21 protein-coding genes are annotated in these 21838 nt (G+C 72.7%); 11 read left to right on the forward strand and 10 right to left on the reverse strand.

Going from position 1 to position 21838, the window contains the following annotated elements; all coding sequences use genetic code 11:
• Window positions 1-69: 69 nt before the first annotated feature.
• Window positions 70-342 (reverse strand): WXG100 family type VII secretion target, encoded by a 273-nt coding sequence (locus BMX74_RS20150; protein WP_055506561.1) that lies wholly within the window; start codon window positions 340-342, stop codon window positions 70-72.
• Between the two features lie 289 nt (window positions 343-631).
• Here BMX74_RS20150 and BMX74_RS20155 point away from each other — a divergent pair, with 289 nt between their 5' ends.
• From BMX74_RS20155 to BMX74_RS20165, 3 genes are all read left to right on the forward strand, one after another.
• On the forward strand, window positions 632-2377 hold the full coding sequence (locus BMX74_RS20155) for an acetyl-CoA carboxylase biotin carboxylase subunit (protein WP_055506560.1): 1746 nt from the start codon (window positions 632-634) through the stop codon (window positions 2375-2377).
• A gap of 124 nt (window positions 2378-2501) precedes the next feature.
• On the forward strand, window positions 2502-3887 hold the full coding sequence (locus tag BMX74_RS44245) for a hypothetical protein (protein ID WP_063792253.1): 1386 nt from the start codon (window positions 2502-2504) through the stop codon (window positions 3885-3887).
• A 565-nt stretch (window positions 3888-4452) separates the two neighbouring features.
• A complete protein-coding gene (locus tag BMX74_RS20165) occupies window positions 4453-5283 on the forward strand; it encodes a class I SAM-dependent methyltransferase (RefSeq protein WP_055506559.1) in 831 nt (276 codons plus the stop codon).
• Here the strand turns inward: BMX74_RS20165 and BMX74_RS20170 are convergent.
• Both BMX74_RS20170 and BMX74_RS20175 read right to left on the reverse strand, forming a co-directional pair.
• Window positions 5256-5774, reverse strand: coding sequence for a DoxX family protein (locus BMX74_RS20170; protein WP_256257041.1), 519 nt, complete (start codon window positions 5772-5774; stop codon window positions 5256-5258). The two genes, BMX74_RS20165 and BMX74_RS20170, sit on opposite strands and share 28 nt — an antisense overlap.
• Window positions 5775-6265: 491 nt before the next feature.
• Window positions 6266-7651, reverse strand: coding sequence for an NAD(P)H-quinone dehydrogenase (locus BMX74_RS20175; RefSeq protein WP_091102129.1), 1386 nt, complete (start codon window positions 7649-7651; stop codon window positions 6266-6268).
• A 72-nt stretch (window positions 7652-7723) separates the two neighbouring features.
• Between BMX74_RS20175 and BMX74_RS20180 the strand changes: the two genes are divergently transcribed.
• Window positions 7724-8158, forward strand: a complete 435-nt coding sequence (locus BMX74_RS20180) for a gamma-glutamylcyclotransferase family protein (RefSeq protein ID WP_055506557.1) — start codon at window positions 7724-7726, stop codon at window positions 8156-8158.
• Here the strand turns inward: BMX74_RS20180 and BMX74_RS20185 are convergent.
• Entirely contained in the window at window positions 8155-9459 is a 1305-nt protein-coding gene (locus BMX74_RS20185) for an MFS transporter (RefSeq protein WP_055506556.1), read from the reverse strand. The genes BMX74_RS20180 and BMX74_RS20185 overlap by 4 nt on opposite strands.
• 109 nt (window positions 9460-9568) lie before the next feature.
• Here BMX74_RS20185 and BMX74_RS20190 point away from each other — a divergent pair, with 109 nt between their 5' ends.
• Genes BMX74_RS20190 through BMX74_RS20205 form a run of 4 tightly spaced genes read left to right on the forward strand, consistent with a single transcriptional unit; the run spans window position 9569 to window position 14297 of the window.
• Window positions 9569-10549, forward strand: coding sequence for an Lrp/AsnC family transcriptional regulator (locus tag BMX74_RS20190; protein ID WP_055506555.1), 981 nt, complete (start codon window positions 9569-9571; stop codon window positions 10547-10549).
• Window positions 10546-11850: a M20/M25/M40 family metallo-hydrolase gene (locus tag BMX74_RS20195; RefSeq protein ID WP_055506554.1), complete on the forward strand. Its 1305-nt coding sequence runs from the start codon at window positions 10546-10548 to the stop codon at window positions 11848-11850. Before BMX74_RS20190 ends, BMX74_RS20195 begins: the two co-directional genes overlap by 4 nt.
• A 3-nt stretch (window positions 11851-11853) precedes the next feature.
• Window positions 11854-12657, forward strand: a complete 804-nt coding sequence (locus BMX74_RS20200) for a purine-nucleoside phosphorylase (protein ID WP_091102131.1) — start codon at window positions 11854-11856, stop codon at window positions 12655-12657.
• Window positions 12654-14297 carry a phospho-sugar mutase gene (locus BMX74_RS20205; RefSeq protein WP_091102133.1) on the forward strand — a complete coding sequence of 548 codons (1644 nt, stop codon included), beginning with the start codon at window positions 12654-12656 and terminating at the stop codon, window positions 14295-14297. The genes BMX74_RS20200 and BMX74_RS20205 overlap by 4 nt, the downstream gene beginning before the upstream one ends.
• Before the next feature lie 59 nt (window positions 14298-14356).
• Here BMX74_RS20205 and BMX74_RS20210 read toward each other — a convergent pair whose 3' ends face one another.
• From BMX74_RS20210 to BMX74_RS20220, 3 genes are all read right to left on the reverse strand, one after another.
• Window positions 14357-14842: a GyrI-like domain-containing protein gene (locus BMX74_RS20210; protein ID WP_091102315.1), complete on the reverse strand. Its 486-nt coding sequence runs from the start codon at window positions 14840-14842 to the stop codon at window positions 14357-14359.
• Between the two features lie 18 nt (window positions 14843-14860).
• Entirely contained in the window at window positions 14861-15736 is an 876-nt protein-coding gene (locus BMX74_RS20215) for an RNA polymerase subunit sigma-70 (RefSeq protein WP_236715043.1), read from the reverse strand.
• A gap of 68 nt (window positions 15737-15804) precedes the next feature.
• Window positions 15805-16665: a MerR family transcriptional regulator gene (locus tag BMX74_RS20220; protein WP_091102135.1), complete on the reverse strand. Its 861-nt coding sequence runs from the start codon at window positions 16663-16665 to the stop codon at window positions 15805-15807.
• Between the two features lie 110 nt (window positions 16666-16775).
• Between BMX74_RS20220 and BMX74_RS20225 the strand changes: the two genes are divergently transcribed.
• From BMX74_RS20225 to BMX74_RS20235, 3 genes are read left to right on the forward strand one after another with little or no spacing between them, the layout of a single operon-like run.
• On the forward strand, window positions 16776-17480 hold the full coding sequence (locus BMX74_RS20225; protein WP_055506549.1) for a TetR/AcrR family transcriptional regulator: 705 nt from the start codon (window positions 16776-16778) through the stop codon (window positions 17478-17480).
• A complete protein-coding gene (locus BMX74_RS20230) occupies window positions 17440-18987 on the forward strand; it encodes an AMP-binding protein (RefSeq protein WP_091102137.1) in 1548 nt (515 codons plus the stop codon). The genes BMX74_RS20225 and BMX74_RS20230 overlap by 41 nt, the downstream gene beginning before the upstream one ends.
• Window positions 18984-19718 (forward strand): enoyl-CoA hydratase/isomerase family protein, encoded by a 735-nt coding sequence (locus BMX74_RS20235; protein ID WP_091102140.1) that lies wholly within the window; start codon window positions 18984-18986, stop codon window positions 19716-19718. The genes BMX74_RS20230 and BMX74_RS20235 overlap by 4 nt, the downstream gene beginning before the upstream one ends.
• Window positions 19719-19734: 16 nt before the next feature.
• Here BMX74_RS20235 and BMX74_RS20240 read toward each other — a convergent pair whose 3' ends face one another.
• From BMX74_RS20240 to BMX74_RS20250, 3 genes are all read right to left on the reverse strand, one after another.
• Window positions 19735-20343 (reverse strand): PH domain-containing protein, encoded by a 609-nt coding sequence (locus tag BMX74_RS20240; protein ID WP_177227442.1) that lies wholly within the window; start codon window positions 20341-20343, stop codon window positions 19735-19737.
• Window positions 20340-21413, reverse strand: coding sequence for an adenosine deaminase (locus tag BMX74_RS20245; RefSeq protein WP_055506546.1), 1074 nt, complete (start codon window positions 21411-21413; stop codon window positions 20340-20342). The genes BMX74_RS20240 and BMX74_RS20245 overlap by 4 nt, the downstream gene beginning before the upstream one ends.
• Before the next feature lie 69 nt (window positions 21414-21482).
• Complete coding sequence (locus BMX74_RS20250) at window positions 21483-21836, reverse strand: cupin domain-containing protein (RefSeq protein ID WP_091102144.1); 354 nt, start codon at window positions 21834-21836, stop codon at window positions 21483-21485.
• Between the last annotated feature and the right edge of the window lie 2 nt (window positions 21837-21838).

Here is a 21838-nt window from a genome sequence, read left to right on the forward strand (position 1 = left end):
GAGAAGCGTAGCCTCCCCGTTTCGCCGGGCAGAAGCCCCGGGGGTCACACCAGGGCCTCCGCCTCTCGCTCACCTCGTCGCGGACTCGATGTTCTGCCGGTACGTGCCGATGACGCGCGACGCCTCCTGCAGCTCCTCCGACATCCGCTGGAAGGCGGTGCGGTAGTTCTGCCAGGCCTGCTGGAACTTCTGGGCGCCGGGGCCGGTCCAGGCGGTGCCGACCTTGGAGGCCTCGCGGTCGAGCACGGCCATGGTGTTGCGCACCGCCTCGGACTGCTGGCCGAACTGGGTGGCCATCTGCTGCATCTCTGCGAGATCGCCACCGAACATGCTCTGGCTCATGCCTGCCTCCTGGAACGGGGGGAACACGGTGAAAGCGCCCTCACCCTAAGCGGGGGCACCGGCCATCGCCGCCGTTATGCCGAGCGGCTATGGTCTTCCAGAGGAACATTCGGACTTGAGGAGCTCTCAGCGCCGTCCTGGCACCCCTGCCGACGTGGCGGACACCGCTTTCTTCCCGGCCCGAGCGAGGGCAGGGCGTCTGACGGGGCAGGGGCTGACGTGGACGGCGGGCCCGGAGACCGGGGCGACCCGGGCCGTTGGGAACCACTGCGAGGAAGGACGAAGGTCGGTGCGGAAGGTACTGATCGCCAACCGTGGCGAGATCGCGGTGCGGGTGGCGCGCGCCTGCCAAGACGCGGGGATCGGCAGCGTCGCCGTCTACGCCGACCAGGACCTCGACGCGCTGCACGTCAGGGTCGCCGACGAGGCGTACGCGCTGGGCGGGCAGTCCCCGGCGGAGACGTACCTCGACATCGACAAGCTGCTGGACGTCGCCAGGAGGTCGGGCGCCGACGCGGTGCACCCGGGCTACGGCTTCCTCGCCGAGAACGCCCACTTCGCGCAGGCCGTCATCGACGCGGGGCTGATCTGGATCGGCCCGCCGCCGTCGGCCATCGCCGCGCTGGGCGACAAGGTGCGGGCCAGGCACATCGCCCAGAAGGTGGGCGCGCCGCTCGTCGCCGGCACCCCCGACCCGGTGTCCGGCGTCGACGAGGTGGTGGCGTTCGCCGAGGAGCACGGCCTGCCGATCGCGATCAAGGCGGCGTACGGGGGCGGCGGGCGCGGCATCAAGGTGGCCCGCAGGCTGGAGGAGGTCGCCGAGCTGTACGAGTCGGCGGTGCGCGAGGCCGTCGCCGCGTTCGGGCGCGGCGAGTGCTTCGTCGAGCGCTACCTCGACCGGCCGCGGCACGTCGAGACGCAGTGCCTGGCCGACGCGCACGGCGACGTGGTCGTCGTCAGCACCCGCGACTGCTCGCTGCAGCGCCGCCACCAGAAGCTCGTCGAGGAGGCCCCGGCGCCCTTCCTGTCGCAGGAGCAGCTCGACGTCCTCTACACCAGCTCGAAGGCCATTCTGAAGGAGGCCGGGTACGTCGGCGCCGGCACCTGCGAGTTCCTCGTCGGGCAGGACGGCACGATCTCGTTCCTGGAGGTCAACACCCGGCTCCAGGTCGAGCACCCGGTCACCGAGGAGGTGGCGGGCGTCGACCTGGTCCGTGAGATGTTCAGGATCGCCGACGGCGAGCCGCTGGGCTACGGCGACCCGGTGCTGCGCGGCCACTCCATCGAGTTCCGGATCAACGCCGAGGACGCCGGGCGCAACTTCCTGCCCGCCCCCGGCACGCTGACGGCGATGCGCCCGCCCGCGGGCCCCGGCGTCCGCCTCGACTCGGGGTACGAGGCGGGCATGACGGTGCCCGGCACGTTCGACTCGCTGATCGCCAAGCTGGTCGTGACGGGCGCGAACCGCGGGGAGGCGCTGGAGCGCGCCCGCCGCGCGCTGGCCGAGTTCCGGATCGACGGCATGCCGACGGTGCTGCCGTTCCACCGTGCGGTCGTGACCGACCCCGCGTTCACGTCCGAGCCGTTCTCGGTGCACACGCGGTGGATCGAGACCGAGTGGCACAACACGATCGAGCCGTGGTCGGGCGAGGTCGCCGGCGGTGAGGCCCCGGCGCGCGAGACGGTGACGGTCGAGGTCGGCGGCAAGCGGCTGGAGGTCGTCCTGCCCGCCGGTCTCGGCGCCACGAGTGCTACGCCCACCGCGAACAGGGCGCCGAAGCGGGCCAGGAGCGGCGTCAAGCAGGCGGCGGCCGGTGGCGACGCCCTCGTCAGCCCCATGCAGGGCACGATCGTCAAGATCGTGGCCGCCGACGGCGACACCGTGGCCGAGGGCGACACCGTCGTGGTGCTGGAGGCCATGAAGATGGAGCAGCCGCTCACCGCGCACAAGTCCGGCACGGTCACGGGCCTGACCGCGGCCGTCGGGCAGACCGTCACCTCGGGCGCGACCATCTGCGAGATCAAGCAGACCTGACCGCCCGGGGCCCCGGGATCTCCATGGGGCGGTCCTTCCGCACCGCCCCGTACGGGTAACGTGCCCCTTGAGGAACTTTGCCGATCGCCCGTTCGTCCTCATGGGCGAAGGAGGCTTGCTGCCAATGACCCACTCGCTGCGCCGGGCAGGGGCCGCGATCGCGGCTCTGATCGCCGGCCTCGTCGTCGTTCTCGCGCTGTCCCCCGCCGCCAACGCGGCGGCGCCGCCCGACGCCCAGTCGGTGGTGTCCTACTGGAAGGACAAGAAGGATCCGCTGTACGTGCAGTCGGGCACCCCGCTCAGCTCCGACCAGCAGGACGAGATCCGCGACGCGCTGAAGGGGGCCGACAGCAAGATCTACGCTGTGGCGCTCCCCGACGGCACGTACGACAACTCCACCATCGCCCCGTACATCACCTCACTCGGCAAGGGCCTGGCCGCGGCGGGCCGTCCCCGTGCCACGGTCGTCGTTCTCGACGGCCAGACCCTCTTCGCCGCGTCCAGCGCGCTGAAGCCCGGTGTGGCGGGCAAGCTGTCCGACCTCTCCGTCAACGCCAACTCCGGTGACGTCGTGGCCGGCATGAAGGACTTCGTCAACCGCATAGACATGGCCGTCAAGGGCGACCGCTCCGCGCTCGACTCCGGCAGCCAGTCCAACCCCGGCGCCGGCGGCACCGCGGCGCTCGTCGGCCTCGGCGCCATCGCGGTCGTCGGCGGCGGCGGCTACTTCCTTTACTCCCGCAACAGGAAGAAGCAGCGCGCCATCCAGGAGGCCAAGGACCTCGCGGCCGTCAAGCAGACCGTCGACGAGGACGTCACGAAGTTCGGCGAGGAGATCACCTCCCTCGACACCGACGTCACGCTCGCGGGCGAGGGCGGCCGGCACATCGGCGAGTGGCAGCAGGCGCTCGACTCGTACGAGAAGGCCAAGACGCAGCTCGCCGCCGTCCAGCGGGCCGACCAGGTCCGCGAGGTCACCCAGACCCTGGAGGACGGCCGGTACGCGCTGGCCGTGGTGAAGGCCAAGGTCAACAACCAGCCGGTGCCCGAGCGGCGCGCCCCCTGCTTCTTCAACCCGCAGCACGGCCCGTCCGTGCGTGACGTGCGCTGGGCCCCGCCCGGCGGCGCCGTCCGCGACGTGCCCGCCTGCGCCGGCGACGCCGAGGCCGTGGAGCGCGGCTTCGACCCGCAGATGCGTGAGGTCATGGTCGACGGCCACCGCCGTCCGTACTACGACGCGGGCCCGGCGTACCAGCCGTACGCCTACGGCTACTACGGCGGCTTCGGCGACGTCATGACCGGCATGTTCATCGGCACCATGATGGGCAGCATGCTCAGCGGCGGCTGGGGCTACGGCGGCTACGGCGCCGGCTACGCGGAGGGCTACCAGGACGCCGGCGGCGACTTCGGCGGTGGCGGTGACTTCGGCGGCGGTGGCGGCGGCTGGGGCGACTTCGGCGGAGGCGGCGGCGACTTCGGCGGAGGCGACTTCGGCGGAGGCGACTGGTAACCACCCGCCCATCGCGCGTACGGGCGCGTCCCCTTCGGGGGGCGCGCCCGTCCCTTTCCGGCCGAAAAAGTTCCCCAAGGAGTGGCGGCCCGAATTGACGGCCGTTTGGCAGACCGAATCCGGTTCAGTGGGTAGCGTGACAGCTGACCAGGGGAAACACAGGAAATCCGGAGGTGTCGTCATGACCATCCTCACCTTCCTGCCCTTCCCCTCGCAGGCGGGGTATCTGACCGGTCACGGCCATCGCAGGAGCGCCGGCCACCGGCAGAACCAGAAGCACAAGCACCATCCGTAGCTGCGAGGAGCTGCCCAGGGCAGGGCATGCACGCGCCCGGCGGCGCGTTCGGACCATCCGAGCGCAGGCGCCGGGCGCCTCACCATGAGAGCCACCGCCCCCCGCGTCGTTCGTCTCGACGCCGCGTCGAAGGTCTCCCCGCACGGCAGGGCGGCACCGCGCAGCTCGACGTCCAAGAGGACGAGCGCGGGCTCGGGAGGCTTCGAAACGCCCGTTGACCTGCGCTTACGCCATACCTACGCTGACAGGTGAACCAAGGGGGCACGGGAGATGCGACAGACGGGCCTCGCGCTCGACCCCGTGATGAAGACGTCGCTCATCACCCTCTACGGCAAGGCGCTCGACGCCCGCCGCAGCCCGTCCCTGCTGCACGACACCATGGCGGCCGAGGCGTTCGACAAGCTCGGCGCCGACGTGGCCGCCCTCGGGGTGTCGCCGCGCATGGCGCTGAGCGCCGCCGCCCGCGCCCGCCACTTCGACGACTGGGCGGCCGAGTTCCTCTCCCGGCACGAGCGCGCCACCGTGCTGCACCTCGGCGCCGGACTCGACACCCGCGTCTGGCGTCTCGACCCCGGCCCCGGCGTCGCCTGGTACGACGTGGACCAGCCGGAGGTCGCCGAGGTGCGCAGGAGGCTCTACCCCGAGCGGCCCGGCTACCGGTTGGTCGCCTCCTCGGTGACGGCGAACGCCTGGCTGCAGGAGGTGCGCGACGACCTGCCCGCGCTGGTCATCGCCGAGGGGCTGACGATGTACCTCCTCCCGGAGGAGGGACGAGCGTTGTTCCGGCGCGTCACCGGGCACTTCCCCAGCGGCGTGATCATGTTCGACACGCACAACCGGCTGGCCGCGTGGGCGCTGAACCGGCGGCTGCGCCGGATCTCGCGTACCCCGATGCTGCGCTGGGCGATCTCCGACCCGGGCGAGCTGGAGCGCGCGATCCCGCGGCTGCGCTGCACCGCCGCCGTGAGCGCGCTGGCCGCGCCGAGCACGGCCGGGCTGTCGCGCGCCCTGCGCGCCGTCGAGCTGCTCACGCGCCCCGTGCCCGTCCTGCACGACGCGGGGCTGTACCTGCGTTACGCCTTCGACGGCACGGCGCGCTGACGGTCGCGCCCCTCCTCCCGGACGCGCGGGGCCTGGACCGCGACCCAGAGTGCGACGGCGATGAAGAGCAGCTGCTCGGGCACCCTGATGAGCAGCGGCGTCGCCGGCTCCCCCGCGAACGGCACGTCCGCGACGGCGGCGTGGACGTTGGCGGGCAGCAACGCGACGAAGAGCGCGGCCAGGCAGAACCCGGCGGCGCGCCGGGTGGCGGGGAGCACGAGCCCGGCCGCCCCGGCCAGTTCGAGCACGCCCGTCAGGTACACGACCGCGCCGGGGAACGGCACGAACGGCGGCACCATGCGGACGAGGTCGGCGTGGGTGGGCATGACGGTGACGCCCTCGGGGACGAAGTGGGCGCTCGCGGTGACGACCAGCATCACGGCGAGGCCGTGCGCCGCGCTCGCCCGCCAACCGGCCAGGCGCCGCACCCCGAGCGCCCCCAGCAGCCGGAACGCGAGCGTGGCGACCACGAGCACGATCAACGAGATCACGATGCCTCCTTATTGGATAGCTACACTATCGGATAGTAGAACTATCTAATGCCGGGCGGCCCTCCTCGAATGGACGTCGCCCGGCATGTCGGTGGCCGCGGATCACCGCCGAGGGCTGTCACGCGCACGGGACGGCAGGTGCCCGATGGGCAGGCGCATGAGACGGCGAGCGCACAATGGGCGGGCGCACGGGGCGGCAGGCGTGCGACGCTCAGGCGCCCGACGGGCATGCGATGGCGAGCGCAAAATGGGCGAGCGCGCGCGGGACGGCAGGCGTCGACAGGTGAGCGCCCGATGGGCGGGCGTGCGCGGGACGGCGGGCGTCCGGCAGGTGGGCGCCCGATGGGCAGGCGGCTGGGCGTCGCCTTTCAGCCAGGACCGGTCAGCCCTGGGCGAGCGGGGCCACCCGTCAGGCGACAGCCCCGAGACGGGGGCGGCGCGTCAGATGGTGACCGACCGCCCGGCGGCGGACCCCAGGCGGGGGCCGCGTGTCAGATGGTGGCCGGCTGCATGAGGCGGCGGGCCGCCTCCGTGATCGAGCCCGACAGCGACGGGTACACCGCGAACGTGTGGGCGAGCTGGTCGACGGTGAGGCGCTGCTGCACCGCCACCGACACGGCGAGGATCAGCTCGGACGCCCGCGGCGCCACCACCACGCCGCCCAGCACGATGCCGGTGTGCGGGCGGCAGAACAGCTTGACGAAGCCGTCGTTGAAGCCCTGCATCTTGGCGCGGGCGTTGGTGGCGAGCGGCAGCTTGACCACGTTCGCCTCGATCTCGCCGGCTTCGATCGCCCGCTGCGCCACGCCCACCGCGGCGATCTCGGGGTCGGTGAAGATGTTGGACGCGACCGTGGCCAGCCGCAGCGGCTGCACGGCCTCGCCCAGCGCGTGCCACACGGCGATGCGGCCCTGCATGGCGGCCACCGAGGCGAGCATGAGCACGCCGGTGCAGTCGCCCGCGGCGTACACGCCGGGCGCGGACGTGCGCGACACCTTGTCGACCTTGACGAAGCCGTTCCTGTCGAGCTGGACGCCCGCCTCCTCCAGCCCGATGCCGGACGTGTTGGGCACCATGCCGACGGTCATCAGCGCGTGGGACCCTTCGGCGGTGCGGCCGTCCTCCAGCGTCACCACGACGCCGTCGGCGGTGCGCTTGACGGAGGCGGCCCGCGAGCGGCCCATGACGTTCATGCCGCGGCGCCGGTAGACCTCTTCGAGCACCTCGGCGGCGTCGGCGTCCTCGTTGGGCATCATGCGGTCGCGGCTGGAGACGAGCGTCACCTCGGCCCCCAGCGACCGGTACGCGCCCGCGAACTCGGCCCCGGTCACGCCGGACCCGATCACGATGAGGTGCTCGGGCAGCTCCTCCAGGTCGTAGAGGTCGCGCCAGGTGAGGATGCGCTCGCCGTCGGGCTCGGCGCCGGGCAGGATGCGGGGTGTCGCCCCGGTGGCGACGAGCACCACGTCGGCCCTGATCGTACGGTCGCCCGCCCGCACCACCTGCGGGTCGACGAGCCGCCCCCGCGCTCTGACGATCTCGACGCCCTCGGCCTCGACCCGCGCGGCGATGTCGGCCGACTGCGCCTGCGCCAGCTCCTTGACCCGCTTGTTGACGAGGGGCAGGTCGACGGTCGCCAGGCCGACCTCGCCGTCGCCGCCGCCGTCGAAGCGCACGCCCAGGGACGGCGCGTCGAGCAGCGCCTGTTTGCGGACCGAGGTCGCGATCAGCGTCTTGGACGGCACGCAGTCGGTGAGCACGCAGGCCCCGCCGGGGCCCTCCTGCTCGACCATCGTGACCTGTGCGCCTAGCTGAGCAGCCACCAGGGCCGCCTCGTAGCCGCCGGGCCCGCCACCGATGATCACGATCCTCGTCACGTGTCCCATTCTCCCGCATGCCGCGCGCCGAGGTCGAACGGGGCCGGGTCTCAGGCGCTACTCTTTTCAGCTGTGCCTGTCTACGCCGCCTACGGCAGCAACATGGACCCGGAGCAGATGGCCATGCGGGCCCCGCACTCCCCCATGCGGGGTGTCGGGTGGCTGCCCGGCTGGCGCCTGACCTTCGGCGGGGAGGGCGCGCTCAGCACCATCGTCGAGGACCCTGGCGAGCACGTCTTCGTCGTGCTCTACGACGTTCCCGAGTGGGAGGAGCAGTCGCTCGACCAGTGGGAGGGCGCCGTGCGCGGCGCGTACCACAAGGTGCGGCTGCGGGTGCAGACGCTCGACGGCGAGGTCGTCGCCTGGTTCTACGTGCTCGACGGCTACGAGGGCGGCCTGCCCTCGGCCCGCTACCTGGGCCTGCTGGCCGACGCCGCCGAGCGGGCGGGCGCCCCCGACGACTACGTCAAGGAGTTGCGGGAGCGCCCCTGCACCTCGGTCGGTTAACGCAGCGGCTCGTCCTTGGTCTCGCGCAGCGCGAAGACGTAGACGAGGGTGGAGATCAGCGCGAGCGCCGACATGTACCACGGGAACAGGTGGGAGACGCCGTCCTCCTTCAGCCAGGTGCCGATGAGCGGCGCGGTGCCGCCGAAGATCGCCACGGTGAGCGAGTACGGGAAGCCCGCGCCCGAGGCCCGCACCCGGGTCGGGAAGAGCTCCGAGTTCACCGCGGCCGAGATCGACGTGAAGCAGCCGAGGAAGACCATGCCGACGCACTGGATGAGCAGCAGGCTGGCGAACGAGTTGGTCAGCAGCCCGAGCAGGGGCACGGGCAGCAGGGTGAACGCCACGCCGAAGGCGATGAGCATGGGCTTGCGGCCGACCCGGTCCGACAGCATGCCGAGCAGCGGCTGCAGCACCATGAAGAACACCAGCGAGATCGTGCCGACGAGCAGCGAGGTGGCCTTGTCGAAGTTGACGTTCTGCTGGGCGTAGGTGGGCAGGAATGTCGTCCAGGTGTAGTAGGCGACGGTGCCGGCGAGCGTGATGCCGACGATCAGCGCGGCCTTGGTGGGGTAGTGCAGCAGGAACTCCCACATGCGGGGCCGCTCCACCTTGCCCTCCTGGATGTCCTTGGCGACCGAGCTGGTCTCCTCGGCGCCCTTGCGGATCCACAGGCCCACCAGGCTGATGACGGCGCCGACGACGAACGGGATGCGCCAGCCGTAGGAGCCCATGTCGGCCTCGTCCAGGCTGGAGGCGAGCACGGCGGCCAGGCCCGAGGCGAGGAGCTGGCCGATGGTGGTGCTCACGTACTGGAAGCTGGAGAACAGGCCGCGCCGGCCGGGAGGGGCCGACTCCACCAGGAAGGTGGTGGCGGCGGCGAACTCGCCGCCCACGGACAGGCCCTGGATGAGGCGGGCGGCCGTCAGGATGATCGGCGCGATCACGCCCGCGGCCTCGTAGGTGGGGGTGATGGCGAGCAGCAGCGAGCCGCCGCCCATGAGGATGATCGTGAACGTCATCGCCGCCTTGCGGCCGAACCGGTCGGCGAAGGCGCCCACGAGCAGACCGCCCAGCGGGCGCATGAAGAAGCCGACGGCGAACACGGCGAACGCGCTCAGCACGGGGACGAGGCTGCTGCCCCCGGACTTGGGGAAGATCTGGTCGGCGAAGTAGACCGTGAGGAAGCTGTAGGTGTACCAGTCGAACCACTCGACGACGTTGCCGACGCTGGCTGCCAAGAGCTGCCGGACGCGGCTTCGGGGGATGCCGATGGGCGCCGATGTTACGGGGGTGGTCGCCACGGGGGCTCCTTTGCTGCATGTGCGGTGATGGCCTACTGTGCAGTGGAACGACCGAAACAGTCAAATGTCTGGGAATAGATTTACAAAGCCGACACGGAAACGGTTACAGGTGGATATTCTCGACCGGCGCCTGGTCGCCGCCCTCCAGGTGAGTCCCCGCGCCTCCTGGGGTGAGATCGGCAGAGCCGTGGGCGAGCACGAGCGCACGGTCGCACGCCGCCTCCAGAAGCTCATGGCCGAAGGCGTCGTACGCGTCACCGCCATCTACGACGACCTGCGCACCGGCCACGGCCGCCCGGCCCACCTGCACGCGCAGGTGCGCCCGGGAGCCATCGCCAAGGTCGCGCGGGCGCTCGCCGACCGTCCCGACACGCGGTCGGTCTACTCCCTCACCGGGGCCGCCGACCTGGGCTGCGAGCTGGTCTCGCCGTCGCGCGAGGAGCTGCACCGCATCGTCTTCGACGAGATCAGCCACATCGACGGCGTGGCGCAGACGCTCACCAACGTCGTCCTCCACACGTTCAGGACCGTCGCCGAGTGGCACGCCCCGTTCCTCGCCGACGAGGAGGTGGCCGAGCTGCGCCCCGAGCCGCCGCCCGCCTGCCTGCCCGACGAGGACGGCCTGTCCCCCCTGGAGCAGGAGATCGCCACCCTGCTCACCACGGACGGCAGGATCGCGTTCACCGCGATCGCCGAGCGGCTCGACCTGTCGGTGCCGACGGCGCGCAGGAGGGTGTCGTCGCTGCTCGACCGCCGGCTCCTGCTGCTGCGGGCCGAGGTCGAGCCGGCGCTGCTCGGCCTGGAGGTCGAGGCGCAGCTCTGGCTGAAGGCCCGCCCGCACGGCCTCGACCTGGTCGGCCAGCGCCTGGCCGCGCACCCGAACGTCCGCTACTGCGCGGCCACCACCGGCACCCACTCGCTGATCGTCCAGGTGGCGGTGCCGCACGAGGCCGACCTCTACCGTTTCATCACGGGAGTCGTCGGCTCGCTCGACGACGTCACCGACGTGAACTCGACCCTCATCACCCGCGCCTACAAGCGCGGGCACCTCCGCAAGTCCGGACTCCTCACCCTGGAGAGAACGCCATGACACCCGCCGAGAACGAAGTCGCCGACCTCTGCGCCGAGCTGATCCGCGTCGACAGCAGCAACTACGGGGACGACAGCGGCCCAGGCGAGCGGGCCGCCGCCGAGGTCGTCATGGCCAGGCTGGCCGAGGTCGGCATCGAGCCGGCCTACATCGAGAGCGCCCCGGGGCGCGGCAACGTGGTCACCCGCGTCGAGGGCAGCGACCCGTCCCTGCCCGCGCTGCTCGTCCACGGCCACCTCGACGTGGTGCCCGCCAACGCGGCGGACTGGTCGGTCGACCCGTTCGCGGGCGAGGTGCGCGACGGCTACATCTGGGGCCGCGGCGCGGTGGACATGAAGGACATGGACGCCATGATGCTGGCGGTGCTGCGCCAGATGACCCGCGAGGGCCGCAGGCCGCGCCGCGACATCGTGTTCGCCTGGGTCGCCGACGAGGAGGCGGGCGGCGTGTACGGCGCCAAGCACCTCACCGCGCACCACCCCGACCTGTTCGAGGGGGTCACGGAGTCGATCAGCGAGGTCGGCGGCTACTCGCTGGAGGTCGACCCGTCGCTGCGGCTCTACCTCATCGAGACCGCCCAGAAGGGGCTGGCCTGGATGCGGCTCACCGCCGACGGCACCGCCGGCCACGGCTCGATGCTCAACTCCGACAACGCCGTCACCGAGATCGCCCAGGCGGTCGCCAGGATCGGCGGCCACGACTGGCCGATCACGCTCACCCCCACCGTGCGGCAGTTCCTCACCGAGGTGGCCGACGCGTTCGGCATCCCGTTCGACGAGCAGGACCCGGCGCCCGTCCTGGACAAGATCGGGCCGCTCGTCCGGTTCGTCGGCGCGACGCTGAGCCACACCGCCAACCCCACCCAGCTGGACGCCGGCTACAAGTCGAACGTCATCCCGGGCCAGGCCACGGCCGTCGTCGACGGGCGGTTCCTGCCGGGGCACGAGGAGGAGTTCTTCAAGACGATCGACTCGCTGCTCGGGCCGAAGGTGCGCAGGGAGTTCGTGCACCACGACATCGCGCTGGAGACCACGTTCGACGGCGCCCTCGTCGAGTCCATGATCGCGGCGCTGAAGGCGGAGGACCCGACGGCGCGCGCGGTGCCGTACTGCATGTCGGGCGGCACCGACAACAAGACGTTCTTCGCCGACCTCGGCGTGCGCGGCTTCGGGTTCGTGCCGCTGCGCCTGCCCGGCGACATGGACTTCGCCTCGATGTTCCACGGCGTGGACGAGCGGGTGCCGGTGGACGCGCTCCAGTTCGGCGTCCGGGTACTGGACAGGCTGCTCCTAAACTACTGAGATGTGACCAACGACCCGTACGCCCTGGCCAGCGAGGCCGCCGCCGAGCTCAAGCGAGCCGCCGGCCTCGACACCTTCGACGTCGCTCTCGTCATGGGGTCGGGGTGGGTGCCCGCCGCTGACGCGATCGGCGAGACAGCGGCGGAGATCCCCTTCACCGAGCTGCCCGGCTTCCGCGCCCCCGCCGTCGCCGGGCACGGCGGGAAGATCCGCGTCATCCGCACGCCGGGCGGCAGGCACGCCCTCGTCCTCCTCGGCCGCACCCACCTGTACGAGGGGCTCGGCATCGACGCGGTCGTCCACGGCGTGCGGACGGCCGCCGCGGCCGGCGTCCGCACGCTCGTGCTGACCAACGCCGCCGGCGGCCTGCGCCCCGAGACGCAGCAGGTCGGCGAGCCCGTCCTGATCAGCGACCACATCAACCTGACCGGCGCGAACCCCATCACCGGCACGACGTTCATCGACCTGTCCGAGGTCTACTCGTCGCGGCTGCGCGCCCTCGTCCGCGAGATCGACCCGACGCTGGCCGAAGGCGTGTACGTCGCCTTCCGCGGCCCGACGTACGAGACGCCGGCCGAGATCCGCATGCTGCGCACCCTCGGCGGCGACATGATCGGCATGTCCACCGTGCTGGAGGCCATCGCCGCCCGCGAGGCCAACCTCGACGTGCTCGGCATCTCCCTCGTCACCAACCCGGGCGCCGGGCTGTCGGGCGAGCCGCTCAACCACGAGGAGGTCCTGGAGGTGGGCCGGGCCACGGCCGCCCGCATGGGCATCCTGCTGTCGAAGGTGGTGGACCGGCTGTGAGCCTCGCCGAGCAGGCTCGCGACTGGCTGTCCCAGGACCCCGACCCCGAGACCAGGGCCGAGCTGTCCGCGCTCCTGGAGCGCGGCGACCTCGACGCGCTGCGCGACCGCTTCGGCGCGAAGCTGGAGTTCGGCACGGCGGGCCTGCGCGGCGAGCTGGGCGCCGGCCCCAACCGGATGAACCGGGTCACGGTGATGCGCGCCGCCGCCGGGCTGGCCGCCGTGCTGGGTCCTGGCAGGCACGTCGTCATCGGGTACGACGCCCGCCACAACTCCGACGTGTTCGCCCGCGACACCGCCGCCGTGCTGACCGGCGCGGGGGTGCACGCGTCGCTGCTGCCGCGTCCGCTGCCCACCCCGCTGCTGGCCTTCGCCGTACGCCGCCTCGGCGCCGACGCCGGCGTCATGGTCACCGCCAGCCACAACCCGCCGAGGGACAACGGCTACAAGGTCTACTGGGGCGACGGCTCCCAGATCGTGCCGCCGGTCGACCGGGAGATCTCGGCCGCCATCGACGCCGTCGGCCGGGTGGACGAGCTGCCGCTGAACGGCCCCGGCACCCGCACCGAGCTGGGCGAGGACGTCCTCGACGACTACCTGGCCGCGCTGACGGCTCTGCCGCTGGGCGAGGCGCGCGACCTGAGCGTGGCGTACACGCCGCTGCACGGCGTCGGCGGCGCCGTCCTGCGCAGGGCCTTCCACGCCGCGGGCTTCCCCGCGCCTGCGGAGGTCGAGGAGCAGGCCGCGCCCGACCCCGACTTCCCCACGGTCACCTTCCCCAACCCCGAGGAGCCGGGCGCGATGGACCTCGCCGTCGCCCTCGCCGCCAAGCACGGGTCCGACCTGGTGATCGCCAACGATCCCGACGCCGACCGGTGCGCGGTGGGCGTCCCCCTGCCGGACGGCGGCTGCCGCATGCTCACCGGCGACGAGCTCGGCGGGCTGCTGGCCGAGCACGTCATCGCCCACACCACGGGCGACCGCATGGTGGCCACCACCATCGTGTCGTCCACGCTGCTCGGCAGCATCGCGCGGGCGCACGGCGTGCGCCACGGCGAGACGCTGACCGGGTTCAAGTGGATCATGAAGGCGGGCGACGGGCTGGTCTTCGGCTACGAGGAGGCCATCGGCTACAGCGTGGGCTCCGACGCCGGGCTGCCCGTCCAGGACAAGGACGGCATCGGCGCCGCGCTGACCGTCGCCGCCATCGCCGCCGAGGCCAAGCGGTCCGGCCGCACCCTGCTCGACCTGCTCGACGACCAGGCCAGACGGTACGGGCTGCACGCGACGTCCCAGCTGTCGTTCCGCGTGGCCGACCTGTCGCTGATCCGCGACGCCATGGCGCGGCTGCGGGCCACGCCGCCGCGCCTGCTAGGCGGCCGGGCGGTGACCGGCGCCGACGACCTCAGCAGGGGTGACGGCGGCCTGCCCCCCACCGACGGCCTGCGTTACCACCTGGCCGGCGGGGCCCGCGTGGTCGTGCGCCCGTCGGGCACCGAGCCCAAGCTCAAGTGCTACCTGGAGGTGGTGACCCCGGTGGACGGCGAGCCTTCCGAAGCGCGCGCCGCCGCCGCCCGCGACCTCGACGCCGTCAAGGCCGACCTCACGGCCGCCCTCGGCTTCCCGCCCCCGGCCGCGTAGCCGCCGGAGGTCACCCGCGCAGGGCCCCGCGTGGAGGGGCCCTGCGCGGAGGCCCGGGGTCAGGCCAGGCGGAACTCCAGGTCGATGTCCCAGGTGGCCGGGTCGGGGTGGTCCCGGGGGTCCGACAGGTAGCGCTCCAGGCGGCAGCCCCAGTGCTCGGCGCCGTCCTTCTCGGTCAGGTCCCAGGCCAGCCCCTCCTGCGCGGCCCACGCCAGCAGCGACTCGATCGTCCCTGCCAGCCGGTCGGGGTGGCCGTGGTGGTGGGCGACCGCGTACCGGCCCGCGGGGAGCGTCGCGGCGTGGACGTCGCCCGCGCCCTCGACCGGGTGCGGCACCGGCACGCCCGCCTCCACCACGAGGCGGTCCGCCGCCAGGTCGATGGAGTCGTACCTGAGGAACGGCGCGCCCGCGAGGGCGACGCCGCGCTCCCCCAGCCAGGCGATCAGCTCGCCGATGCGGTCGGCGACCAGGCCGAAGCTGGTCATGGTGATGGTTCTGCGCACCCCGACGTACGGGCGGTCGGGGAACTCGATGATGTCCGGCATGATGTCCTCCTTCACCCTTCAGTACGGAGCGGGCCCGCCGAACTCATCGGGCAGCCCGAACAGCCGGAACAGGCGCGGGTCCAGGTAGGTGGTGACGTGCGCGACGGCGTCGCCGGCCGTCTCCAGCACCACCAGGGCGAACGCCGTGCCGTCGCGGTACTGCGCGAACGCGGGCGACCCGCTGGCGCGCGCCGGCACCGCGCGCGAGCCCCCGCAGGGCGGCCCCGACGCGGCGGCGGCCGTCAGCACGGCGCGCACGGCCTCGCGGCCGGACAGCCACCAGGCGAACGGCGGCATCGACAGGGTGGCGTCCTCGCGCAGCAGCGCCACCAGGGCGTCCACGTCGTACCGCTCGAACGCCTCGACGTAGCGGGCGAGCAGCCGCTCGTCCACGTCCTCGCCGGGCGCGGGCGGCAGCGCCGGGAGCCGCGACCTGGCCCGCTGCAACGCGCTGTTGACGGACGCCGCGCTCGTGCCGAGCAGGGCGGCCACCTCGGCGGCGCTCCAGGCGAGCACGTCGCGCAGGATCAGCACCGCGCGCTGCCTGGGCGGCAGGAGCTGCAGCGCCGCCACGAACGCCAGCCGGACCGTCTCCCTGGCCACCGCCGCCTCGGCGGGGTCGCCGGCCGAGGCGAGCACGCGGCCGTCCGGCACGGGCTGCACCCAGACCCGGTCGGGCAGCGGCTCGCCGAGCGGCGCGCCGGGGACCGCCGCCGGGCCGAGGTCCATCGCGCGGGCTCGGCGCTGGGGGCCGCGCAGCATGTCGAAGCAGACGTTCGCCGCCACGCGGAACAGCCAGGGGCGCAGCGGGCCGCGGCCCGCGTCGTAGCGGCGCCAGGCCCGCACCAGCGTCTCCTGGACGGCGTCCTCGGCCTCGAAGCCGGAGCCGAGCATGCGGTAGCAGAACCCGGTCAGCTCGCCCCGGTACCGCTCCAGCTCGTCCGCACCGGCCCCGAGCCCCGTCACGGGCGCGGCTCCTGGCTCAGGGGCGCGGGGGTGACGGGTTCGGGCGGCGACACCTCCATCTGCAGCTCGGTGACCCAGTCGTCCCGGTTCTCCGGGGAGTGCAGGTACACCTCCCTGGCCAGCCCGCACCCCCGGTGTCCGTGCGCCTCGATCCAGTGCGCCAGGGCCTGGAAGCTGCCGCCCGCCTCGTCCATGGAGCCGTGGTGGATGACGGTGGCGGCGTGCTCCAGCACGGGCAGGTCCGTGACGAGGAAGTCCTGCCCGGGGCGGGGCTCGGCGGAGACCTGCATCGCGGCGTGCACCAGCACCGAGCCGTCCTCCCGCGCCTCGTAGTACGCGATGCCGGGCCCCGTGACGGCGACCCCGGCGACGTCCAGCCGGGAGCAGAGCTCGTCGTAGAGCGGCCCGATCACCGGCGTGATGTCCTCGGGTTCGTAGCTCTTGGCCCGGGCGGCGAGCTCGGCGACCCGCACCCGGGGCACCTTCTTGACCACGACCTCGGCGGCCCCCATGTGTCCCTCCGTCTCGATGGCGCGCAGCCTCGCCTCCACGCCGCGCAGCCTGGCGAGGTCGGCGGAGATCCGCGCCTCGATCTGGGCGCGGCGCAGGCGGACCATGCCGTGCAGCTCCTCGGTGCCCACCTTCTCGTCCAGGATGGCCCTGACCTGTTCCAGGGTGAAACCGAGGTCCTTGATCGCGACGATCCGGTTGAGCCTGGACAGTTGCGCGGCCTGGTACGAGCGGTAGCCGGTGACCGGATCGACGTACGCGGGACGCAGCAGCCCGACGGCGTCGTAGTGCCGCAGCATGCGGACGGACACGAGCCCCAGCCTGGCGAACTCTCCGATGCTGAACATGTCCTCCCCAGGTGTAGGGCCTCACACGGTGTCAGGGTCAAGCTATGGCGTTCCCCATCGGTTTGAGGTAGTTTCCGAGGCAGCATCGACCGAACGTTCGGTAGGAACCTTTGGACCTCCAGGACCGCGACCTCGACCCGAGCCTTCGCATCCGCACCGCGGCAGTGCTGCTCTTCGCCCGGCAGGGCTATGCCGCGACCGGCGTGCGCGACCTGGCCAGGGCCGTCAACATGACCAACGCCGGGATCTACCACCACGTGTCCAGCAAGGAGGCGCTGCTGGCCGACCTGATGCGCGACGGTCACGGGCGGCTGCTCGACTCCACCGCGCGCGTGCTGCGCGACGCCGCGCGGCCCGCCGAGCGGCTCGCCCTGCTCATCGGCTCGCTCACGGCCGTCCACGCGCTCAACCCCCTGATCACCCGGGTCATGGACGGCGAGCTCCGCTCCCTGACCCCCGGCTCCCCCGCCCACGACGAGATCATCGCCCTGCGCGACGCCTACGAGGACCACTGGCGCGCCGCCCTGTCCGACGGGGTGGCCGAGGGCTCCTTCCACGTCGCCGACCAGAGGCTGACCAGGCTCGCCCTGATGTCCATGTGCACCGGCACCAGCGAGTGGTACCGCCCCGACGGCGACTCCACCCTGGAGCAGGTGTGCGCCGAGTTCGTCGCGATCGGCCTGGCCGCCGTCCGCGCGCCGGGCGACGCCTCCGCCCGGGTGCCCGCGACCCCCGACTTCTCGCTGCTGCCTCACTTCCCCTGGGAGCCGCCGGATGACCGACACGATCCCCGACCTGTTACGGCACGCCGCTAGAACCCACGGCGACCACGAGTTCCTCCGCTTCCCCGCGCCCCCGCCCTCTCCTGAGCCCTCTCCCGGGCCCTCTGCCGGGCCCTCTGCCGGGCCCTTCCCCGCCTCGCTGAGCTTCGCCGATGCCGACGCGCTGTCGGACCGGCTGGCCGCCGCCCTCGCCGCCGAGGGCGTACGGCCCGGCGACCGGGTGGCGATCATGCTGGACAACGTGCCGGGCTGGCCGCTGACCTGGTTCGCCGTGCTCAAGGCAGGGGCGATCGCCGTCCCGGTGAACGTCCGCTACCGCGCGGCCGACCTTGAGCACGTCCTGACCGACTCCGGCGCCGTCGCCACCGTCACCACGCCCGAGCACGCCGCCGCCGTGCCCGGCAGGGTGCTCACGCTGACCGGCCTGCTGTCGCGGCCCGCCGCGGGGCCGCCGCCCGAGGTCGAGGTCCGCCCGGACGACCTCGCCAACTTCCAGTACACGTCGGGGACGACCGGCTTCCCGAAGGCCTGCATGCTCACCCACAACTACTGGCTCGCGACCGCCGCGGCCGTCGCCGACCTGGTACGCCTGCGCCCCGACGACGTCGTGCTGATCGCCCAGACGTACTCGTACATGGACCCCCAGTGGACCACCGTGCTCTGCCTCCTCGGCGGCGTCCCGCAGGTGGTGCTCCCCCGCTTCTCCGCCTCCGGCTTCTGGGCGTCCGCGAGGGAGCACGGCGCCACCCTCACGTACGTGCTCGGCACCATGCCCCTGCTCATGCACAAGCAGCCGCCCCACCCGCTCGACCGGGAGAACAGGATGCGGCTCGTGCTCTGCTCCGGCATCGCCCCCGACCTGCACCGAGCCTTCGAGCAGCGCTGGGGCGCCCCCTGGCGCGAGCTGTACGGCTCCACCGAGAGCGGCGCCGACCTGCTGGCCGCGCCCGAGGCGGACGACACCGTCGGCACCGGCGCCATGGGCCTCCCGCCACCCGGCAAGGAGGTCGTGATCGACGAGGAGACCGGCGAGATCCTCGTCCGCGGCGCGCCGATGATGAAGGGCTACTGGAACCACCCGGAAGCCACCGCCCACGCCTTCCGCGGCGGCTGGTACCACACCGGCGACCTCGGCCGGCGCGACGAGAAGGGCTACGTCCACCATGCCGGGCGGCTGAAGGACATGGTCCGCAGGGGCGGCGAGAACATCTCCTGCGCCGAGGTCGAGAGCGTGCTCACCCGCCACCCGGCCGTGCTCGCCGCCGCTCTCGTGCCCATCCCCGACGAGCTGTTCGGGGAGCTGCCGAAGGCGTTCGTCCAGCTCAGGCCCGGCCATCTCGCGGACGCCTCGACGGCCGCGAGCATCGTCGCGCACGCCAGGGAGCGCCTGGCCCGCTTCAAGGTCCCCGCGTACGTGGAGTTCGTGCCCGGCTTCACGCTGACGCCGTCCGCCCGGATCGAGAAGCGCCACCTGCTGCGCCCGGAACGGGACCAGCGCGCCGCCCCCGCCTTCGCCGCCGACCCCGAGGAGCCCCGATGATCGACGTGACCGTGCGCGACGAGGTGGCCGTGATCACCCTGACGCGTCCCGAGAAGCTGAACGCGCTGACCGCCGGCATGCGCAGGCGGCTGGCCGAGGAGGTGCGCGCCCACGGCGACGGCAAGGCCGCCCGCGGGATCGTCGTCACCGGCACGGGCCGGGCGTTCTCCGCGGGCGAGGACCTCCACGAGGCCGCGGGGCGCTCCCTGGTGGAGGAGGTGGAGCTGTTCCACGACATGACGAGGGCCGTGCTGGAGACCAGGGTGCCAGTGGCCGCCGCCGTGAACGGCCTGGCCGTGGGCGGCGCCGCCGAGTGGACGATGTGCTTCGACACCCGCATCGGCACGCCGGCGGCGGAGTACTTCCTGCCCGAGAACCACATCGGCCTGTCGGTCTCGAACGCGGCCAGCTACCTGCTGCCCCGGCTCGTCGGGGCGAGGGCGCTGCCCCTGGTGCTGGAGTCGTCCAGGCTGAGCGCCGAGGAGGCGCTGGCCGCAGGGCTGCTCGACGAGATCGTGCCGCAGGACGAGCTGGTGCGGGCCGCGATCGCCCGCATCCATCGCTGGACGCTCCCCGGCACCGCCACCGCCACCCACCTGGAGCTGCTGCGCCCGCCCCGCTCGGAGGTGGAGCGGGCCTTCGTCGCCGAGACGGAGGCCGCGCGCCACGTCGAGCAGAGCGGCATCGCGAGAGCCGGCATCGAACGCTTCGCCAACCGCCCCAGACCGTGACCGGGGCGGGGGCGGGTCAGGAGACCACGATCGCGATGACCACCAGGGCGACCGCGAGCACCAGCACGGCGACGGCGTCGAGCGACCAGGTCACCCGGACGGCCTCCGCCTCGGCGCCCCGCCGTCTCGCCTTGTCGGCGCGCTCCCTGATCTGCTCGCCCACCCAGTCGGCGTGCGTCTTCCCGGTGAACGCCTCGGCCGCCGCCTGCTCGGCCTTCGTGAGCGTGGGCTCGGTGGTGAAGCGCCCGCGCCGCTCCACCGGCCGGCCGCGGCGCTGCGCCCTGGCCCGCTCGCGGGCGCTGCTCATCGGCGTCCACAGCCGCAGCACCTGCTCGTCGTACGCGACGTTCACCGAGTGCGACACGGTCACGTCGGCGACGGCGGCCCACGGCACGAACGTCGTGCGCAGCGGGTTGCGCCCGAGCAGGCCGTGCTCGGTGAAGACGGTGGCGGGCCTGAGCGCGATGACGTAGACGAGCGCGGTGATGGCGCCCAGCACCGCCAGCGCCACCAGCGACGGCTTGCCGTTGTAGTGGGCCGTCAGGTCCCAGACGTTGAACGCGACGAAGGCCAGCCAGACCCAGCCGAGCACGTAGGCGGTCTTCGACCGGTAGACCTGTTTCACGGCTGCCACTTGAGCTGGGCGAACCCCGGCTTGATGACGCCGTTGATCAGCGCGAGCCGCTCGTCGAACGGGATGAAAGCGGACTTCATCGCGTTCACCGTGAACCACTGCAGGTCATCCCAGCCGTAGCCGAACGCCTCGACCAGCTTGGCGAACTCCTGCGACACGCTGGTGGAGCTCATGAGCCGGTTGTCGGTGTTGACCGTGACCCTGAAGTACAGGCGGCGCAGCAGCCCGATGGGGTGTTCGGCGATGGAGGCGGCGGCGCCCGTCTGCAGGTTGGACGTGGGGCACATCTCGAGCGGGATGCGCTTGTCGCGCACGTACGCGGCCAGCCGGCCCAGCTTGGCGGAGCCGTCGTCGGTGACCACGATGTCGTCGATGATGCGCACGCCGTGGCCGAGCCGGTCGGCGCCGCACCACTGGATGGCCTGCCAGATGGACGGCAGCCCGAACGCCTCGCCGGCGTGGATGGTGAAGTGCGCGTTCTCCCTCTGGAGGTACTCGAACGCGTCGAGGTGGCGGGTGGGCGGGTAGCCCGCCTCCGCCCCGGCGATGTCGAACCCGACCACGCCGACGTCGCGGTAGCGCACGGCCAGCTCGGCGATCTCCCTGGACCTGGCCTGGTGGCGCATGGCCGTCAGCAGCGTGCCGACGCGGATGCCCCGCCCCTGCGAGCCCAGCCTGAACCCGTCGAGCACCGCCTCGACGACCTCGTCGAGGCTCAGGCCCGTGGTGGTGTGCTGCTCGGGGGCGAACCGCACCTCGGCGTAGACGACGCCGTCGGCCGCGAGGTCCTCGGCGCACTCGGCCGCCACCCTGACCAGCGACTCGCGGGTCTGCATCACGCCGACCGTGTGGTCGAACGTCTCCAGGTAGCGTTCGAGCGACCCCGAGTCGGAGGCCTCCTCGAACCACTGGCGGAGGTGGCCGGGGTCGGTGGTGGGCAGCCGGTCGTACCCGGACTCCCGTGCCAGCTCGACGATCGTCTCGGCGCGCAGGCCGCCGTCTAGGTGATCGTGGAGCAGCACCTTGGGAGCCCGGCGGATCTCGTCAAGCGTGGGACTCATCTGGCCATGATACGAGCCCCCGGCCCTGCCCTTCACGACCCGCCGGCCGCCCGCGCGGTGGCTCCGCCGTCACTCGTCGCGGCGGGCGGACTCCGGGGAGAAGGCCGGCAGGCAGACGGCGACGTACTCGGCGCCCTCGGGCCCGGAGCTGTAGCGGATCCGCTCGCCCGGGGACGTCACCACCGACTGCCCCGCGCCCACCTCGACGACGCCGCCGTCGTGCTCGACCAGCACCGACCCGCGCAGCACCACGGTGTACTCGGCGAACTCGGGGGTCTGGAACGGCTCGGTCCAGCCGGGCGGCGCGGTCATGTGGGCGATGGACACCGCCTCGTCGCCGCTGTTGACGCGGCCGACGTGCTCGTCGATGACTTTGCCGCCGGGGACGGGGACGCGGGTCGGGCCCTCGATCTTTCTCACCACGC

It is taken from the genome of Nonomuraea pusilla, assembly GCF_900109355.1.
Taxonomy (GTDB): Bacteria; Actinomycetota; Actinomycetes; order Streptosporangiales; family Streptosporangiaceae; genus Nonomuraea; species Nonomuraea pusilla.

Bases quoted from the DNA above. Each gene is read 5' to 3' on its own strand.
- BMX74_RS20230 (WP_091102137.1), top strand. From the start codon at position 17,440: ATGACCGACACGATCCCCGACCTGTTACGGCACGCCGCTAGAACCCAC.
- BMX74_RS20215 (WP_236715043.1), bottom strand. From the start codon at position 15,736: ATGCTCGGCTCCGGCTTCGAGGCCGAGGACGCCGTCCAGGAGACGCTG.
- BMX74_RS20245 (WP_055506546.1), bottom strand. From the start codon at position 21,413: ATGAGTCCCACGCTTGACGAGATCCGCCGGGCTCCCAAGGTGCTGCTC.
- BMX74_RS20165 (WP_055506559.1), top strand. From the start codon at position 4,453: ATGCGACAGACGGGCCTCGCGCTCGACCCCGTGATGAAGACGTCGCTC.
- BMX74_RS20150 (WP_055506561.1), bottom strand. From the start codon at position 342: ATGAGCCAGAGCATGTTCGGTGGCGATCTCGCAGAGATGCAGCAGATG.
- BMX74_RS20220 (WP_091102135.1), bottom strand. From the start codon at position 16,665: ATGTTCAGCATCGGAGAGTTCGCCAGGCTGGGGCTCGTGTCCGTCCGC.
- BMX74_RS44245 (WP_063792253.1), top strand. From the start codon at position 2,502: ATGACCCACTCGCTGCGCCGGGCAGGGGCCGCGATCGCGGCTCTGATC.
- BMX74_RS20210 (WP_091102315.1), bottom strand. From the start codon at position 14,842: ATGCCGGACATCATCGAGTTCCCCGACCGCCCGTACGTCGGGGTGCGC.
- BMX74_RS20195 (WP_055506554.1), top strand. From the start codon at position 10,546: ATGACACCCGCCGAGAACGAAGTCGCCGACCTCTGCGCCGAGCTGATC.
- BMX74_RS20235 (WP_091102140.1), top strand. From the start codon at position 18,984: ATGATCGACGTGACCGTGCGCGACGAGGTGGCCGTGATCACCCTGACG.